14 protein-coding genes and 1 tRNA gene are annotated in these 17,135 nt (G+C 56.8%); 12 read left to right on the top strand and 3 right to left on the bottom strand.

Annotated elements, in window-relative coordinates; translation table 11 throughout:
* The first annotated feature begins 6 nt into the window (after positions 1-6).
* The 11 genes from E4O97_RS20930 (at position 7) to E4O97_RS20980 (ending at position 11,626) form a co-directional block, all read left to right on the top strand.
* Positions 7-759 carry an ABC transporter substrate-binding protein gene (locus E4O97_RS20930; RefSeq protein ID WP_005783892.1) on the top strand — a complete coding sequence of 251 codons (753 nt, stop codon included), beginning with the start codon at positions 7-9 and terminating at the stop codon, positions 757-759.
* A 74-nt stretch (positions 760-833) separates the two neighbouring features.
* The gene (locus E4O97_RS20935) at positions 834-1,529 is read left to right on the top strand and encodes an ABC transporter permease (RefSeq protein WP_005783890.1); all 696 of its coding nucleotides are present in this window, start codon (positions 834-836) and stop codon (positions 1,527-1,529) included.
* Positions 1,530-1,567: 38 nt separating this feature from the next.
* Positions 1,568-2,257: an ABC transporter permease gene (locus E4O97_RS20940; RefSeq protein ID WP_032803763.1), complete on the top strand. Its 690-nt coding sequence runs from the start codon at positions 1,568-1,570 to the stop codon at positions 2,255-2,257.
* Positions 2,238-3,425 (top strand): methyltransferase, encoded by a 1,188-nt coding sequence (locus E4O97_RS20945; protein WP_216090609.1) that lies wholly within the window; start codon positions 2,238-2,240, stop codon positions 3,423-3,425. The genes E4O97_RS20940 and E4O97_RS20945 overlap by 20 nt, the downstream gene beginning before the upstream one ends.
* A gap of 464 nt (positions 3,426-3,889) precedes the next feature.
* Positions 3,890-3,965, top strand: a tRNA-Thr gene (locus tag E4O97_RS20950).
* 190 nt (positions 3,966-4,155) lie between these two features.
* Positions 4,156-5,313 (top strand): AAA family ATPase, encoded by a 1,158-nt coding sequence (locus tag E4O97_RS20955; protein WP_216090608.1) that lies wholly within the window; start codon positions 4,156-4,158, stop codon positions 5,311-5,313.
* A gap of 335 nt (positions 5,314-5,648) precedes the next feature.
* Positions 5,649-7,148, top strand: coding sequence for a hypothetical protein (locus E4O97_RS20960; RefSeq protein WP_148853106.1), 1,500 nt, complete (start codon positions 5,649-5,651; stop codon positions 7,146-7,148).
* Between the two features lie 657 nt (positions 7,149-7,805).
* Complete coding sequence (locus E4O97_RS20965) at positions 7,806-8,090, top strand: DUF3077 domain-containing protein (RefSeq protein ID WP_216090607.1); 285 nt, start codon at positions 7,806-7,808, stop codon at positions 8,088-8,090.
* 198 nt (positions 8,091-8,288) lie between these two features.
* A complete protein-coding gene (locus E4O97_RS20970; protein ID WP_248162099.1) occupies positions 8,289-9,632 on the top strand; it encodes a CHASE2 domain-containing protein in 1,344 nt (447 codons plus the stop codon).
* A 37-nt stretch (positions 9,633-9,669) separates the two neighbouring features.
* Positions 9,670-10,035 carry a hypothetical protein gene (locus E4O97_RS20975; protein WP_032878382.1) on the top strand — a complete coding sequence of 122 codons (366 nt, stop codon included), beginning with the start codon at positions 9,670-9,672 and terminating at the stop codon, positions 10,033-10,035.
* 13 nt (positions 10,036-10,048) lie between these two features.
* The gene (locus E4O97_RS20980) at positions 10,049-11,626 is read left to right on the top strand and encodes a M48 family metallopeptidase (protein WP_248128490.1); all 1,578 of its coding nucleotides are present in this window, start codon (positions 10,049-10,051) and stop codon (positions 11,624-11,626) included.
* A 91-nt stretch (positions 11,627-11,717) separates the two neighbouring features.
* On the opposite strand, the gene E4O97_RS20985 is transcribed toward E4O97_RS20980, so the two are convergent.
* Positions 11,718-13,004: an OprD family porin gene (locus E4O97_RS20985; protein ID WP_032878384.1), complete on the bottom strand. Its 1,287-nt coding sequence runs from the start codon at positions 13,002-13,004 to the stop codon at positions 11,718-11,720.
* A gap of 408 nt (positions 13,005-13,412) precedes the next feature.
* On the opposite strand from E4O97_RS20985, the gene E4O97_RS20990 reads away from it, so the two are divergent.
* Complete coding sequence (locus E4O97_RS20990) at positions 13,413-15,488, top strand: TonB-dependent siderophore receptor (RefSeq protein ID WP_248162100.1); 2,076 nt, start codon at positions 13,413-13,415, stop codon at positions 15,486-15,488.
* A 33-nt stretch (positions 15,489-15,521) separates the two neighbouring features.
* Here E4O97_RS20990 and E4O97_RS20995 read toward each other — a convergent pair whose 3' ends face one another.
* Together E4O97_RS20995 and aguA are read right to left on the bottom strand one after the other, a co-directional pair.
* A complete protein-coding gene (locus E4O97_RS20995; RefSeq protein ID WP_032878386.1) occupies positions 15,522-15,737 on the bottom strand; it encodes a hypothetical protein in 216 nt (71 codons plus the stop codon).
* A 234-nt stretch (positions 15,738-15,971) separates the two neighbouring features.
* On the bottom strand, positions 15,972-17,078 hold the full coding sequence (gene aguA / locus E4O97_RS21000) for an agmatine deiminase (RefSeq protein WP_248162102.1): 1,107 nt from the start codon (positions 17,076-17,078) through the stop codon (positions 15,972-15,974).
* Between the last annotated feature and the right edge of the window lie 57 nt (positions 17,079-17,135).

The raw sequence follows: 17,135 nt of genomic DNA on the forward strand, positions 1-17,135 counted from the left end.
ACATGCATGCAGACCTATAAGAAATTCCTTCTGGCCGCGGCCGTCTCGATGGCGTTCAGCGCCACGGCCATGGCAGAAACCTTGAAAATGGGGATCGAAGCGGCTTACCCGCCGTTCAACAATAAAGACGCCAGCGGCAACGTAGTGGGCTTCGACAAGGACATCGGCGACGCCCTGTGCGCCAAGATGAAAGTCGAGAAGTGCGAAGTGTATGTGTCCGACTGGGACGGCATCATCCCGGCCTTGAACGCCAAGAAGTTCGACTTCCTGGTGTCTTCGCTGTCGATCACCGATGAGCGCAAGCAAGCGGTTGACTTCACCGACCCGTACTACTCGAACAAGCTGCAGTTCATTGCGCCAAAAGCCACGGCAGACTTCAAGACTGACGCCGCTTACCTGAAGGGCAAGGTGATCGGTGCACAGCGCGCAACGCTGGCCGGTACCTACCTGGAAGACAAGCTGCCGGACACCGAAGCCAAGCTCTACGACACCCAGGAAAACGCCTACCTCGACCTGACCTCCGGTCGCCTCGACGGCATCCTGGCTGACAAATACGTGCAGTACGAATGGCTCAAGAGCAAAGACGGTTCGGCCTATGAATTCAAAGGCGACCCGGTGGTAGAAAGCGACAAGATCGGTATCGCCGTGCGCAAAGGCGACCCATTGCGCGAGCGCCTGAACAAAGCCCTGGCAGAGATCAAGGCAGACGGCACCTACAAAAAGATCAACGACAAGTACTTCCCGTTCAGCATCGAATGATCTGAACGACCTGCCCGGCGCGCTCCTGGGAGCGCGTCGGCTTTTAGCAATGCCTGCCGCGATATGAAAACACCATGAATTTCGATCTCTACGGATTCGGCCCGGCCCTCGCCGCCGGCGCGCTGATGACCGTCAAACTGGCGCTCACGGCCCTGTGCCTGGGGCTGGTGCTCGGCCTTGCCGGCGCCTTGGCCAAGACTTCGCCGTACAAGCCGCTGCAATGGCTGGGCGGTGCGTATTCGACCATCGTTCGCGGTATTCCCGAATTACTGTGGGTGCTGCTGATTTACTTCGGCACCGTCAACCTGATGCGCGCCCTGGGTGAGTTTTTTGGCAACCCCGACCTGTCGCTGAGTGCCTTCGCCGCCGGCGTCATCGCCCTGGGCCTGTGCTTCGGCGCCTACGCCACCGAAGTGTTTCGCGGCGCGATCCTCGCCATTCCCAAGGGCCACCGCGAAGCCGGTGTGGCATTGGGGCTGTCGAAATTTCGGATTTTCACCCGGTTGATCATGCCGCAGATGTGGCGTATCGCCCTGCCGGGCCTGGGCAATTTGTTCATGATCCTGATGAAAGACACCGCACTGGTGTCGGTGATCGGCCTTGAAGAAATCATGCGCCACGCGCAAATCGGCGTGACAGTGACCAAACAGCCATTCACCTTCTTCATGGTCGCGGCGTTCATGTACCTGGGCCTGACCGTACTGGCGATGACCAGCATGCACTTCCTGGAAAAACGCGCCGCCCGCGGCTTTGCAAGGAGCACCCAATGAGCGGCGACTACAGCTGGCTATCGCACTTTGACCTGGGCCTGAACTGGGCCGTGATCATCAAGTGGCTGCCGAAGTTGGCCCAGGGTGCAACCCTGACCCTGGAGCTGGTGGCAATCGCCGTGATCGCTGGCCTGCTGCTGGCGATTCCACTGGGTATCGCGCGCTCTTCGCGCCGCTGGTACGTGAGCGCCCTGCCCTATGGCTACATCTTCTTCTTCCGTGGCACGCCGTTGCTGGTGCAGTTGTTCCTGGTGTATTACGGCCTGGCGCAGTTCGATGCCGTGCGCAACAGCTTCATGTGGCCGTACCTGCGCGATCCGTTCTGGTGCGCCACGGCCACCATGACCTTGCACACCGCCGCCTATATCGCCGAGATCCTGCGCGGTGCAATCCAGGCCATTCCGCCGGGCGAGATCGAAGCAGCGCGGGCATTGGGCATGTCCAAACCGAAAACGCTGTTCTACATCATCCTGCCCCGCGCCTCACGCATCGGCCTGCCGGCCTACAGCAACGAAGTGATCCTGATGCTCAAGGCCAGTGCCCTGGCCAGTACCGTGACCCTGCTGGAACTGACCGGCATGGCCCGCACCATCATTGCCCGCACTTACCTGCCGGTAGAGATTTTCTTCGCCGCGGGCTTGTTCTACCTGCTGATGGCCTACGTGCTGGTGCGCGGTTTCAAACTGCTGGAAAAGTGGCTGCGCGTCGATGCGTGCCAAGGACGTTGAGGCACGCTTCCAGGCACTGGATGCATTCCTGATCGAGTACCAAGGGCTGTGGCGACCACGGCCCTTTACTCAGTTGCAGCTGCCCTGGGAAACCGAGCATCCCGAGTTATCCCAGTGGCTGCGTCGGCGTTCGCTGGCCGAAGCTGAAGCCAGTCACAACCACCCCCACAACCTGCCTGCGCCTGCGCCGTTTCCACAGCTGGCCGCTCAAGCGCTGCGCCTGAGTGCTGTGGGTAAGTTACCCGCCCACTCACTGGACCCCGCTCGCCACCGTATGAATGTGGACGTGCCCGGGCGCAAGTGGCAACAGATCGAAGCCTTCGGCGCCGCACTGACTTTTGCCCAGACGCCTGCCCACTGGCTGGACTGGTGCGCCGGCAAAGGCCATCTTGGCCGTCGCCTGCTGCAACCCGGCCAACGGTTGACCTGCCTGGAATATGACCCGGCCCTGATTGCGTCCGGCCAAGCCCTGAGCGATCACCACGGCTTGCCCGCTGCCCATTGCCTGCAAGACGTGATGGCCGATGTAGCGATCGACCCCGAACACACACCTGTGGCCCTGCACGCCTGCGGCGACCTGCACGTGCGCCTGCTGCAACTGGCCAGCGCCGCTGGCTGCAAACAATTGGCCCTGGCGCCCTGCTGCTACAACCGCATCAATGCCGAGCGCTACCAGGCACTGTCCGGCGCCGGGCGCGCATCCCTGCTAACCCTGTCGATTGATGATCTGGGATTACCCCTGAGCGAAACCGTCACCGCCGGCAACCGCGTGCGCCAGCAACGAGACACCTCCATGGCGCGGCGCCTTGGCTTTGATCGACTACAGCGACAACTGCGCGGCTCCAACGACTACCTGCCGACGCCCTCCCTGCCTGCCAGTTGGCTGGATAAATCCTTCGCCGACTACTGCCGCGAGCTGGCAAACCTCAAGAATTTATCCACAGATGAACAAGACTGGCCGGCGCTCGAAGCTCACGGCTGGCAGCGCCTGGCCGAAGTGCGAAACCTGGAATTGGTAAGGGGTTTGTTTCGGCGCCCACTGGAAATGTGGCTGGTGCTGGACCGCGCACTTTTTTTGAGCGAAAAGGGCTACAACGTCGAGGTCGGCACCTTCTGCGAACCAACGCTCACCCCACGCAACCTGATGGTGCTGGCCCAGCGCGAATAAGGTGCAAAATTTCCAACACGCGCCCTGTGGATAACTCTGTTGATGGAATCTTTGCAGAAGCTGTAGCAATGGGCGCTGAACGCCAAAAGCGAGGCTGGTCATTTTTTGTTCACAAAATAAAACGCACACAAAACAGGCAGTTGCAGCGTGTTGAGAACGGCTGCACAAAATGGCTGTTTCGTGACAGCTGTTACCAACCGATTGTGCATAAGCATCAGACGTTAAATATATAAAGCGGACTTTGCAGGGTGGTTTTTGGCGGTTTCAGCGGGTGGAGAAGCTCGTTGGACGTCGGATCGCTCAGGTACGCGGGGTACCTGGCCTGACGCCGAAGTGACGGCTTTTTATGCTGCCACGCCGTGTGGAAAACACGCTAATCGCAAGAAACCTTGGTTTTTGCAAAAATAGTCAGAATTCAGGGGTTTACAGAAGCTTTCCAATCGCTATAATCGTCGCCCTAACACGCCGGTATAGCTCAGTTGGTAGAGCAACTGACTTGTAATCAGTAGGTCCCGGGTTCGACTCCTGGTGCCGGCACCATACAAAACGAAGCCTCCACAGAAATGTGGGGGCTTTGTTGTTTCTGGGGATCTATATTCCTCACCTCTGACGCCACCCTTTCAAAGCCTCTGAAATTGCGATGTGCTGTACCAGAAGTTCATTTTTTGAGCTTTATGCTAAATTATGAACTGGCAATAATTATGGCGTATCCATAAAAAGGGATAATTGCATGAGCAGCATATTTCAGCGCCCTGAATTGGCTGAATCGATGGCGAACCAGCTTCTGAACCCAGGCGTGCTTGATGAAGGCTTGCGCTCAGGCCTTTTTCTGTCTGGCCTGCGCCGCACGGGTAAAACGACTTTTCTGAGAAATGACCTGATCCCAGCCTTGGAAGCAGCAGGCGCCCTGGTGATCTACGTCGACCTCTGGAGTGACACGCTGGCCAACCCGGCAACGCTCGTACACAACGCCATCTACAAAACCTTGAAAGAACTACAAACCCCAGGCTCGTCGGCACTGGAGATGCTCAAGCGCGTCAGCAACGTTGACTTCGGTGCAGCGGGATTCAAATTCGGTTTCAAGCTCGACAGCGTCGGTAACCCAGACGGCCCGACATTGGCTCAAGCACTGACAGAGGTGGTCGACCAGGCGAAGACCGATCTAGTGCTGATCATCGACGAAGTGCAACACGCCATTTCCTCTGATGACGGGAATCAGCTGCTACTGGCACTCAAGGCTGCACGTGATGCGATCAATCCACGCCCTGATACGCCAGGATATTTCCTCTTTATTGGTACTGGCTCTCATAGGGCGCAAGTAAGTGAGCTAACCGCCAAACGCAATCAGGCATTTTCCGGCGCCACGTCAGCTGCGTATCCGCTGCTAAAAGGTGATTACGTCGAGTTTCTGCTCAATCGTCTTGCGATGACGGTAAAGAAAGAAAAGCTCCCCTCTCTCAAAGTTGCCATTGAGGCATTCAACACCTTGGGGAATAGACCTGAGGAAATGCTAAAGGCCCTGCGCCAACTCTTGCAGCAGGAGGGTGATCCCGACCTTTTCCTCCCCGTGATTGCAAGCACATTACGCTCGGCGGCAGCGAATATTGAGCTTGAAAAAGTCGAGCAACTGGGCAGCCTCGCTCAGGCGATTTTCAACAAAATCGCCGCAACCGAAGGGGATGCCCGCGGGATATTCTCTATTGATGCAGCCGCTGAGTATTCAAAAATGGTCGGCCGCGAGGTGCGGGTTGAAGAGATTCAACCGGTAGTGATTGCACTAGTGGCGGAGAACATCATCATGCGGCGCGGGCATGGGATTTACGCGATTACGGATCAGTTTGTTCAGGAGATTTGGTTGGAGGAGCGGGCGTTGATAGAGGGGAGTTAGGGAGCACTCAAAATAAATCTGTCACCTTTTTCGTCACCTTTTTCCTTCGGCATGGTCAATGCGCACAGTGATGGGTGGCAGGCGTTTGTCTGCGGGTGTCGATTGCCAAGCGGAAGCAAATAGAGTCTTGAAAATGGTCGTATTCGCCAGAGGCACAAGCACACCGTATTCACACGGAAAATGAACGGCAGTTCACCTTGAAATCATCCCGCTCATCGAGCCCCCCCTAACCCACTACTTGATTTAGTGGATGAGCATCGGCATCTTTGCAAACATTAACGACTGGCCTTTTGCCAGGTCGACGAAAACCAGCTACTGAGGCTGGTAGGTGAGCTATGGAACGCTATTTAGACCCCGATAGGATTTTGTCAGGGGACAAAGACGAAAATTTCTATTTTTTTACAGAGTTCAGAGATCTGCTCGTTCTTCTGATCAACACGTCCTTCAGTAACTTACCAAGCCCTGTCAGGCTCGACAGGAACGGTCGTTTAAAATCGACAGCGGAGGTATTTGGTATTTTAAAAACCAAAGAACTTCACATCAATCACGTAGGTTTTCCCGGAGACTGGGAGGGTGAGGAAATAATAAAAATCCTAGAACACTTCGGTAGCATACGCTTCACCCAATGCCAATTTTACCTAAAAAAAATAGATTTACGGTCGCCCAGAATCTCATTTTTCGAATGTCGATTTAGTGCCACGCACGAGGTTCTCAATGTAAGACTACGCAAAGACCATAGCTATGATGACTGCATTTATCAAAACTGCATATTCGATGGAGATCTGCATTGCGGGATTGATGACGAGAAAGAAAGAACTATAATTCAACACCCTCTATTTTCAAAATGCACGTTCTCAAAAAATTTAAAATTAAGAAATGTAGAACTTGAGGGTTATTTATTTGACCCAGACCAACGGTACCCCACAACACTTCACAGCATTACTGCAACAAACTGCATTTTTCAATCTGGCACATATCTCAACATTAAAAATTTAATGGACGCAGCAGTTTTTCGCTCATGCATATTCAAAGGGAAATTTGAATTCAAACGGAACCGTATCGGAGCATTGATAATTAACAACTGCAACTTCGAAAAAGTTGCCGACTTCCATGGAAGTCTATTTCTACGTTTCAAAATAAACAAAAGTATCTTCAGCACATTTGCAGGATTTGAAAACTGTATCTTTGGTCAAACGCCGCTTGAAGAAAAAAAGGCAACAAAACTAGCGCGAGCCTCGCGAATAGTCGCAGACTTCAGCTATGTAACATTTCTTGAGCACTCAAGCTTTCGAAATGCTGTTTTTGTAACGGGATTAAATATAGAAAAAATAAATACAATTGAGCCGCCAAACTTTCACAACACCCAAGTCTCCTTCGAACACACAAACAGGGAGACATTCAGAATAATAAAGCATGCACTGGATGCTCATGGCTCTCATATAGAAGCAAACAAATACTTCGCTTTAGAAATGAAGAAATTTCAAAAAGAGTTAAGCACAAATTTTTGGGACAGCTTAATCTACAAAATAAACGGGCTCACGTCAGATTTTGGCCAAAGCTATCTACGTGCAACTTCGTGCATTATTATTCTTTCTATCACCTTCAGTTTATTGAGCCTAGGCCAAGAAAATAACATCCTGTACAAAATTTATCCTCCTGCGAATGACATTATCCGTTTCATCTCAAGCTTATTTAACGGCTTTGCATCTGGCTTTCTACCATTCAAACAATTCCTACGCACAGACATGGAATTTATTAGTCTAATATTTTACATAATGTTCGGTATTCTTATTTGGCAAACCATCATAGCAGTCAAGCGGCTTATCAAACGATAGTGCTTAATGAATAGCATATAAAATATATCTCCCGAGACCGTTGCCGAGCGCTTAACCATCAGTAAGCGCTTCATAAACCCGCACAAAAGCCACTACCTAATCTGCGATGCTATGCTCCCGATTCCGTTTCAGCGTTTGCTTTCGGCTCATCAGGAAAGGCAGCTAGTTGCTTGGGCCCCACTCGTTGACCGCTCGGACTTATCCCAAGAGATAGGCGCCGCTACTCTGCGACTCTTTAAGGATCAGCTTCTGGCCGAGGCTGTGTAGAAACGTTTTCTATCGGTGCGCCTAAGCGGAATACCTAATCTATAAAATTCATAACCGGCCCTTCAATCTCATCTCTCAACACAGAGGGCACACAACCAATCCATTTTCCCGATTGCTCCCCACGCCCCACCACGCTACCCTCCCTCCTGTCGCTGCCAATTCAGCGACCGGGCCTGAGAACCCGGCAAGATGCAGGCGCACCAAGCGCACCAAAAACCCGATTTGCAGGCGTTTTTTTTCGCCTCACAATTCGTGCAATGGCGGCTGTGCGTGGGAGACCTTCGGGTCTGCCGGGTTCCTGTATCTCCGGTTTCTCAGCCTGCGCATAGCTGCCACCCATTCGCCTGAGAACGAACGTGGTAGCTCTCACTCGATACGGGAGTTCTACCAATGACCGCTCCAAATCCGTCCGCGTTAACCACCCTCGGCGTCACCCCCTTTTCCTTTCACTCCGACCAACCTCTGTTCCGCGTCAACAGCGGTGTTTCCCTGCATGAAGCCTTGCATCACGTTTCTGACCTGCTCCACCTCGCCAAGCTGCTCGCAGAAGATGCGGCGATGACGAAGGACACGGACCGTTACGCCTGGGCGTCGCATTTTTTGCAGGAGATGAGCAAGGCGGTGATTGATGATGTGGTGAAGGTGTTGGAGTCGCTTGGGAATATTGAGCAATAAAGAAGTCGTGTGGCTCGCGGGCTGACGTCATCGCGGGCAAGCCCGGCTCCCACAGAGGAAAGCCCTGGCCTGAATAGGTCGGGGCTTTTTGCGAAAGACGAGCCAAAGGCAATATGGCACTTAGCCACTTATTCGATTGACACCCCCTCCCCACTCCTTTAAAAACCCCGCCTTGCTTGCGCTTTTATCGAGACATGGATGTTGTCCAACCCCCCGCTGTTCAAATACCGCCGCTATTGGCTGGCGGTCATCATCGTGTTGCTGGCGATTCTTGATCCTTTCGGCCTGGCCAGTTCCAGCGACAAGGCGTCGGCGCAGTGGCTCAATCGTATGTTCGCCAGCCACTACCCGAGCCTTGGGCAGCAGCGGGTGGCGGTGGTGTTGATTGATGATGCCTACCTGATGCGCAATGACAGCTCATGGCCCATGCCCTATGGCGAGCAGAGCAAGTTGTTCAAGCGTTTGCTGGCGTACAAGCCTGCGGCGGTGTTTGTGGATTTGCTGTACAGCCATGACCACTCGTTGGGCGACCCGGCGCGGGGCAGTCAGTTGCTGGCGAATGTGTTTGAGCGTTATCAACGCCAGGGCATCCCGCTGTGGTTGGCCAATACCGGGTTGACGCGTGCGGAGGCGGGCCAGGCCAACACGCTGGCGCCTTTTATGCAGGTCAGCCGCCCAGCCTTGGTGGTGTGGGAAGGGGTGGATGACAAGTATCCACTGGCCAAGCACACCCAGGCCGGGCTGATGGAAACCCCCGCCTTGGCGCTGTACCGGGTGTTCTGTGCCACGCATGGCTGCAAGCCGCCGCCGGTGGATGCGCAGACCGCTGTGCAGCGCCAGCCCATCGCGGTGCAATGGGGGCTGAAGCTGGCGGCGGAACAGGCGCGTATTGCTGATATCCGCCACTGCGCAGCGGCGCGGCATTTCTTGCTGGATGGGGTGGCGCAGTTCTTTCAGGCCGTGTTCTGGAAGCTTGATGACTCGGCCCAGGCACGGTGCCCTTATACGCTGACATTGTCGGCCAGTGACCTGGAGGTCAGCGACCCCGACGATCAGGCACTGATCGCAGAGTTGCTGCGCGACCGCCTGGTGCTGGTGGGCGCCAATATCGCGTCCACGGGGGATCTGGTTGAGTCGCCGGTACATGGCCAACTCCCCGGCGTGTACTTGCACGCCATGGCCCTGGATAACCTGATCAATTCTGGCATGGACTACGACCATGAACCGGCCGACTTTCCCCGCTTGCCCTTCAATTGGCTGGACCTGCTCGAGCTCGGGCTGTTGGCGTTGATTGCCGTGCTCAAGGCGCTGCACGCACGTCGCCTTGCGGGCCAGCGCACCTGGAGCCGGTGGCGGCGCCAGGAAATCCGGTTTTTTACCTCGCCGTGCCCGTCGTGGCTGTTGGTGATGTCGATGTTGGCGGCGGTCAGTGTGTTGCTGAGCCTCAATGACATCACCCCGGTCAACGTGCTGGGTATTATTTTGCTGTCGTTGGTGTTGTTCAGCGAGCGGATCGAAGCCTTCTTCGACCGCGACCGCTGAGTGTGCCGTTTTGTCATTTGACTCAAGGAATTCAAGGATGAACAGAAGTCTCATCGTTTTGCTCACTGCCCTCTTCACCCAGGGTGCCTGGGCGGAAACTCACAGTATCAAAGCGTTCCTGGCCGACCCGGTGACCGTACTGGACGAGCAAGGCAAGCAACAACGTGAGTTGGCGAAAAAGGATGCGCCCACCCAGCCCGTACCGGTGTTGCAGTACAACCAGGCGCTGGACCTGGTGCAGGTCGAGCTGGCGGGCCAGAAGGTCTGGCTGGACACCATGGACCTGCGCATCGAGCCGCCGCTGAACGTCGTCGACCTGCCCTGCCAGGGCCTGACCAAAAGCCAGGCCAAAGACAGCCGCAATAACTCCACCATTGGTTTTGGTGCCGGTTGCAATCAATAAAAGGAGCGGTGCGGTGAAGGGATATCTAGTCGCGGCCAGCCTATTGGCCAGTTCGGTGCTCAGCGGTTGCGCCACCTTGAAGGGCGCGGACCAGGCGTTCCTGAACCTGGTGGGGCCTTCGACCCAATCCCGGGTCCAGGGCCACTACGTGGACAACACTGACGTACGCCAGTACTACAAGCTCGACCCACAGCGCCAGAGCCAACAGCGCCTGAGCTACGACGGGCGGGCGGTGCCGGCTGCCGAGGCGCGTCAGCAGAACCTGGTGGATATCCCGATGCTGCAAGCCTACTTGCAGGGCATTGTCACGCGCTTGTCCAAGGGCTGGCCGGGGGAGTTGCCGCCGCTGCAGGTGAAGATCACCGACAGTTATGGTTTCGGGCCATCGGCAGACCCTTACGGCAACCTGTTCGTGCCGCTGGGTATGCTGGACAACGTCGCCAGCGAAGACGAAATCGCGGCGATGCTGGGCCATGAAATGAGCCATGTGTTGCTGCATCACCATGACCGCATGGCCGCCTTCCAGCAGCAGAAAGACATGTTCACCACTGTCGCCTCCACGGTCGCCTTGGCCACCATGGCTGCCGATACGGGCGTCGACCGCAGCTCCGGGACGATGAAACTGTTCAGTAAAGACCCGGCCGGCACGCAAAAGACCATCGGTAACACCGTACTGTACACCGCACTGGCCAATACCTTTTCCGATCAGGTATGGAGCACCGCCTGGGGCCGCAGCCAGGAAGACCAGGCCGACCTGCTGGGCACCGACTTGATGATCCGCGCCGGTTACGCCCCGCGTGCCGCCACCCATAGCCTGGAGCGCCTCAACGACTTCCAGGGCAAGCAGAAACCCTTGCTCACGGGCTTCCTCACGGCGCGCAAGAATGCCATGCAGGATTCGCTGCAGCAGTTCAATCTCAACCAGTTCACCAAAGAGCTGGACGTGCTGGTCAAGGACGGCTTGACCACCGGCATCAACGCAACCACGCAATACTTCAACCGCTCGCACATGTCGGCGATGGACCGTGACACCGAGCTGCGCCAGTACTTGCAACGCGAATATCGCCAGGAACGCCGCGCTCGGGTCAACCCACAAAGCTGGTCGAAGATGAAGACTACGCCGCAAGTGGCGAAGGCCTTACAGGGTTATAAAGACGCGTACTTCGCCATCGATGCCCTGGAGAAAAACAAAGTGCCGGATGCTGAAGGGTTTATCCGCAAGGCCCTGGCATCACCGGTCAAGGACCAGCCGAGCATTCGGCGCACGGCCTATACCGTGCGCCTGGCCCAGGGCAAAAACAGCGAAGCGGTGAAAGAGTTGCAGGCGATCAAGGACTGGTCCCTGGCCGGCCCCTCCACCTATGACTTGATGATCAGCTACCACCTCAAGCGGGGTGATGGGCAATCGGCCCTGGCGATGATCGACAAGGCCGAACGTAATCTGGGCTCGGAGGAGCTGTTCATCACCGAAAAGCTGTTGGCCAACCAGCAACTGCAGAATGCGCAGCAGGTGCAAACGGTGTTGCGCAAATGCGAGCAGTACCCGACACGCAAGGAAAACTGCAAGAAGCTCGCACCGGCCAAGGCCTAGGCCTAGGCGGCAACATTTGCTCCTGGCATAAAAAAACCCCGAACCAGTCGGGGTTTTTTATTGCCTGGCATCAGGCACGACGCTCGATCAATTAGAAAACGTTGATCGGGTAGTCGGCGAACAGACGGATTTCGTTACCGCCTACGTTGTAGTTGCTGGCGTTGTTGGAAACGCGCAGCCACGAGGCGCGAGCACGCAGGCTCAGGTCTTTGGCTGGGCCGCTCTGTACGACGTACTTGAACTGGTTCCAGATTTCACGCTCGGTGCCATCGCCACGGCCTGTGCCGTCGTCGATGTTGGTGCCACGCACGTAGGCAATGTTGTAGGTCAGGCCCGGTACGCCGAAGGTGGCGAAATCGATGCCGTAACCTGCTTGCCAGGAACGCTCGTCCTTGCCGTTGAAGTCAGACCAGTAGGAGTTGGCCAGCAAGATGGTATTGCCGCCGTCGCCGATGCCGCCAGCGTTGCGGTAGCCGCCGTACAGGTAGCCAGTGTCGCCGGTGCTGCGCTGGTGAGCGAGGGTGAAGCTGTGCGCACCAACGGCCCAGGTCGCGCCCAGGCTCCAGATCTTGTTGTCGCGCGCGTCCGCATCACCTTGGTTTTCCAGGGCGAAACTGCGATCAAGCTTGGTTTTGTAGCCGTTGAAGTCAAACGTCAGCGATTGCTTCTCTGGCAGGGCCAGCACGTAGTTGACGTTGACGTATTGCTTTTTCAGCACGTCCTGCATGTCGGAGGCATACAGGGCAGCCGACAGGCTTTCGGTGAATTTGTAGCTACCGCCGATGTAGTTGATGCTCTTCAAGCGGCCGCTGTCGCTGCCCTCGGCGCTCTTGCGAGCTTCCTTGGTGAAGTGACCGGCGTCCAGTTGCAGGCCGGCGATCTCTTTGGAAACAATCGAGGTGCCCTCATAGGTTTCCGACAGCAAGCGCGAGTTATCGTACTGCAGGACCGGTACGGCCGGCATTTGCTGGCCGTATTTGATCACGGTGTTGGAGATACGCGCCTTCACGGCCGCGCCGCCTTTGGCCAGGTCGTTGGCGGCTTCACCGCTGTCACCTTGCTTGAAGAAGTCGATACCGCCAGCGCCGCTGCGGCCTTTACCACCGTCCAGGCGGATAGCGTATTGGCCAATCACGTCCACACCCACACCCACGGTGCCTTGGGTGAAGCCGGACTCGAACTTGCCGATGAAGCCTTGGCCCCATTCAGCTTTGTCCTGCTTGCCGTTTTTGTAGTCACGGCTGATGTAGGCGTTACGTGCGGCGATGTTCAGGTGGCTATCTTCAACAAACCCCTTGGATTGCTCCTGGTCGTTTGCCATTGCTGTCGATGCGCTCAAAATCCCCAGAGCGATCAGACTCATCCGTTGCTTCAACATATTCTTATATTCCTTATTACGGGTTGAGTACGCGCTGTGACACCAGGCTCCATGTTGCTATTTCTGGTGTCGACCTTTGCCGCAAAAAGAAAGCCCGCGGACGACTGAACTGCCGCGGGCCTTTTTTTATTGGAGTAAGTCATGGCGGTGAGCCACAGGCGTTGGGCGCAATCCTATGCGGGCGTTGAACTATGTGTCAATTTCGTGAATCGTCTGTATTTAGGCGATATTCGTCTAAGGGGCGAGCTAAAGCACTACGCTGAAAACGATTGAATGACCTACGGCACCGGTAAATAACACATCAAGTAACAAATCTGCCAGCGACACGACAGGGAATAGATAACACGCGCAAATGCAAAGCATTACCATTCGTGCAAATTTCCTGCCCAACTTGTTGGATACACCCCCATGCCCACCCCTTGCCTGACGCCCATCGCCCTTGGGCTCTCCATGCTGCTGTCTGCCGGTTTTGCCTGCGCGACTACGGTATTGCCCGAGACCTCGATCAATGCCGAAGCGGATGAAGACGACCCACGGGTCAAAGAGACCAACACCGCCACGCGCACCGCGACCTCCGTACGCTATGTGCCCCAGGCGATCGACTCGGTAAAAACCGACAATCTGCGGTCCTACGGCACCAACGACCTGGGCCAGGCGTTAAGCGGTATTCCCAACGTCAGCAGCGGCGCCGACACACGCTTCGACAGCCTGCGCATACGCGGTTTCGACGCCAGCAATGACTTCTATCTGGACGGCATTCGCGACGACAGCCAGTACGTGCGCGACCTGCACAACATCGAGCGTATCGAAGTGCTCAAGGGCCCGGCCGCCGTGCTGTACGGGCGAGGTGGCCAGGGTGGGATCGTCAACCGCGTAAGCAAATTGCCCACGCCGGGTCATAAGTCGAGTATCGAAGCCCAAGGTGGCAGCAACGATTTGCGCAGCCTGTATGCCGACCTGAGCGCTGACCCGAGCGACACCATCAGCCTGCGTCTGAACATGGGCAACCAGGACAACAACAGCTTTCGCGATGGCGTCAGCGGCAACCGCCAGTTGTTTGCGCCGTCGATGAGCTGGCAGCTCACGCCCGACCTGAACTGGCTGGTGCAATACGAATACAGCCGCTACAACCGCACGCCGGACCGTGGCATTCCCGGGGTCAACGGGCGCCCGGCGGATGTGAGCCGCAGCACCACTTATTTCGATCACGGCGACTACATCGACGATAAATCCCAGTCACTGCGCTCCAAGCTCGCCTACGAGCTCAACGCCAACTGGCAACTGCGCCACACCCTCGGTGTGTTCAAGCTCGACAGCGATTTCGACAACACCTACCAGACCGGCTACGACGCGAAAACCAACAGCGTCAGCCGCCAACACTGGCAGCAGGACCTGACCACCCGCAATGTGTTCAACAACCTTGAGCTGGAGGGTGGTTTCGACACATTTGGCCTGGAGCATCGCCTGCTCACCGGCATCGAGCTGGGCAGCCAGCGGCGCGACCCGAAGCTGTACTCGGCTCGGGATGCCAGGACGGTCCCCAGCCTGGACCTCAACCAACCCAATCGCCGCCTGAGCCACACCGGGGGAATGCGACTGTCGAGCTACAACCACACTGAAGTCGAAAGCAGCGCGCTGTACGTGCAGGATCAACTGCGCCTGAACGACCAGTGGCAACTTTTGGGCGGGCTGCGTTATGACCGCTTTGAAGTGGACACCACCAGCAAGGTGCTCAACACCCAGGAGAACGTGAAGAGCCACAGCACCAGCCCGCGCGTCGGCCTGGTGTGGACGCCGCTGGAGCATCATTCGTTCTATGCCTCGTGGAGCAAGACCTTCTCGCCAGCGGGCGGCGGCCTGATCGGTATCACGCCGAACGCCGCCGGGAACGTCAACGACCTTAGCCCGGAGCTGACCAAGCAGAAGGAAATCGGCGTGAAGAGCGACTGGTTCGACGACCGCCTGAGCACCACGCTCGCCGTGTACGAGCTGGAACTCTACAACCGCCGCACCAGCGACCCGCTGGACCGCACCATCACCCTGCTCACCGGCGAGCAACGCTCACGCGGCGTGGAGCTGACGGCTACCGGCAAGATCATCGACAACTGGTACGTACGCGGTGGTGTAGGCCTGCAGGACGCCAAGGTGGAGAAGGACAACAACGGCTTTGAAGGCAAACGTATCAGCGACGTGGCCAAGCGCAATGCCAGCGTGTTCATCACCTGGAAACCGGAAATGGGCTGGTACGCCGAAACCGGTTTGACCCTGGTGGGTGATCGCTACGCCGACAACCTCAACACCGTGGTACTGCCGGGATACGGGCGCTGGGACGCGCTGGCCGGGTTCCGTCAGAAAGAGTGGGACGTGAGGGCGGCGCTGAACAATATTGCCGACAAAAATTACTACGCCTCGGCGACCAGTGCGGCGCAGATTCAACCAGGGGAGCCGCGTAGCCTGGTGGTCACCGGTACCTACAGTTTCTAATATTTCATCTGGCACACTGACTGCAGTGTGCCTTCACTTACTCATCAACTCGCATAACGCCTGCACTTCATCCTCCGTGAACAACCCCACCGGGTAGCGTTCTCTCATCACCCTGCGCAAGTCAGGCACCTGCCTGACCTGGCGCGAGCGGTTTGCCTTCAACCACAGCGCCAACGCATGGATCGCATCGCCGTTGACTCGCAAGGGGTGAAACGTGCGCATGTTCATCAGGTCGATATCGGCATTCATTTCAGCGCTCTCTCCTGCTGCGTGAGCGGCTAACTTACTCAAGGTTTGTGACAGAACTGCGCAGTCATCGCACAGATTCACTGTGCCGACAGCGATACAAGAGCTATGCCAATGTGCCGTCCGCCTTGGCATTCAGATACAAAAAAGCCCGCGACCTGGCTGGGTCGCGGGCTTGGCTGGAACACTGCGGTTGCGCAGCGCACACGCGCCCTCAAAGCACCGTTACAACTGCACTCAATTTCTGTGCGGTGCGGGCTGCTGTTGGGTCAGGCAATGAATATTGCCTCCCCCCAGTAACAGTTCGCGGCCCGGCACCATCACCACTTCGTGCTGCGGGAACAGGCTCTGCAGGATTTGTTTGGCCTGGTGGTCCAGCGGGTCATCGAAACTCGGCGCGATGATGCCGCCGTTGACGATCAGGAAGTTGACGTAGGACCCGGCCAACCGCACGCTCGGGTTACGTTCCTGGCTGCCGTCCACCGGGTCGACACCGGCGCATTCTTCCTCGGTGGCATACAGCGGTCCCGGGATTGGCATTTTATGCACGATGAACGCGCGCCCCTTGGCGTCGGTGCTGTTTTGCAGCACATCCATGGCTGCGTGGCAGCGTGGGTAGTTCGGATCTTGCGGGTCATCGGTCCAGGCCAGCAACACTTCGCCCGGGCGCACATAGCAGCAGAAGTTATCCACATGGCCATCGGTTTCATCGTTGAACAGGCCATCCGGCAACCAGATGATCTTATCCACCGCGAGGTGATCAGCCAGTACAGCTTCAATGGCCGCACGATCCAGGTGCGGGTTGCGATTACGGTTCAACAGGCACTCTTCGGTGGTGATCAGGGTGCCTTCGCCATCCACATGGATCGAACCCCCTTCAAGCACGAAGCCTTGGGTGCGATAGCGCGGCGCGCGCTCGATCTCGAGGATCTTGCCGCCTACCTGGGAGTCACGGTTCCACGGTGCATACAGGCCGCCGTCAAAACCACCCCAGGCATTGAAATCCCAATTCACGCCCCGCACCTCGCCGTTGTCGTTGATCACGAACGTGGGGCCCGTATCGCGGACCCAGGCATCGTCGGAAGACATTTCCACCAAGCGAATATTGGGTACATCCAGGCGCGCACGGGCGTTCTCGTACTGGCCGGCGGAAACCGCAACGGTCACGGGCTCAAAGCGGGCGATGGCCTTGGCCACAGCCACGTGGGCGGCCTGCGCAGGCTTGCCGCCCAGACGCCAGTTGTCGGGGCGCTCGGGCCAGATCATCCAGGTTTGGGTCTGTGGCGCCCATTCGGCAGGCATATGGAAGCCATCGGCGCGAGGTGTACTGTGCAGGGTGGTCATGGCGTTCAAAACTCCGAATGGGGTGACGACCGACTTGATATGGATAAAAATCGGCTT

The organism is Pseudomonas sp. W15Feb34 (assembly GCF_023127765.1).
In the GTDB taxonomy this organism is placed as follows: domain Bacteria; phylum Pseudomonadota; class Gammaproteobacteria; order Pseudomonadales; family Pseudomonadaceae; genus Aquipseudomonas; species Aquipseudomonas synxantha_A.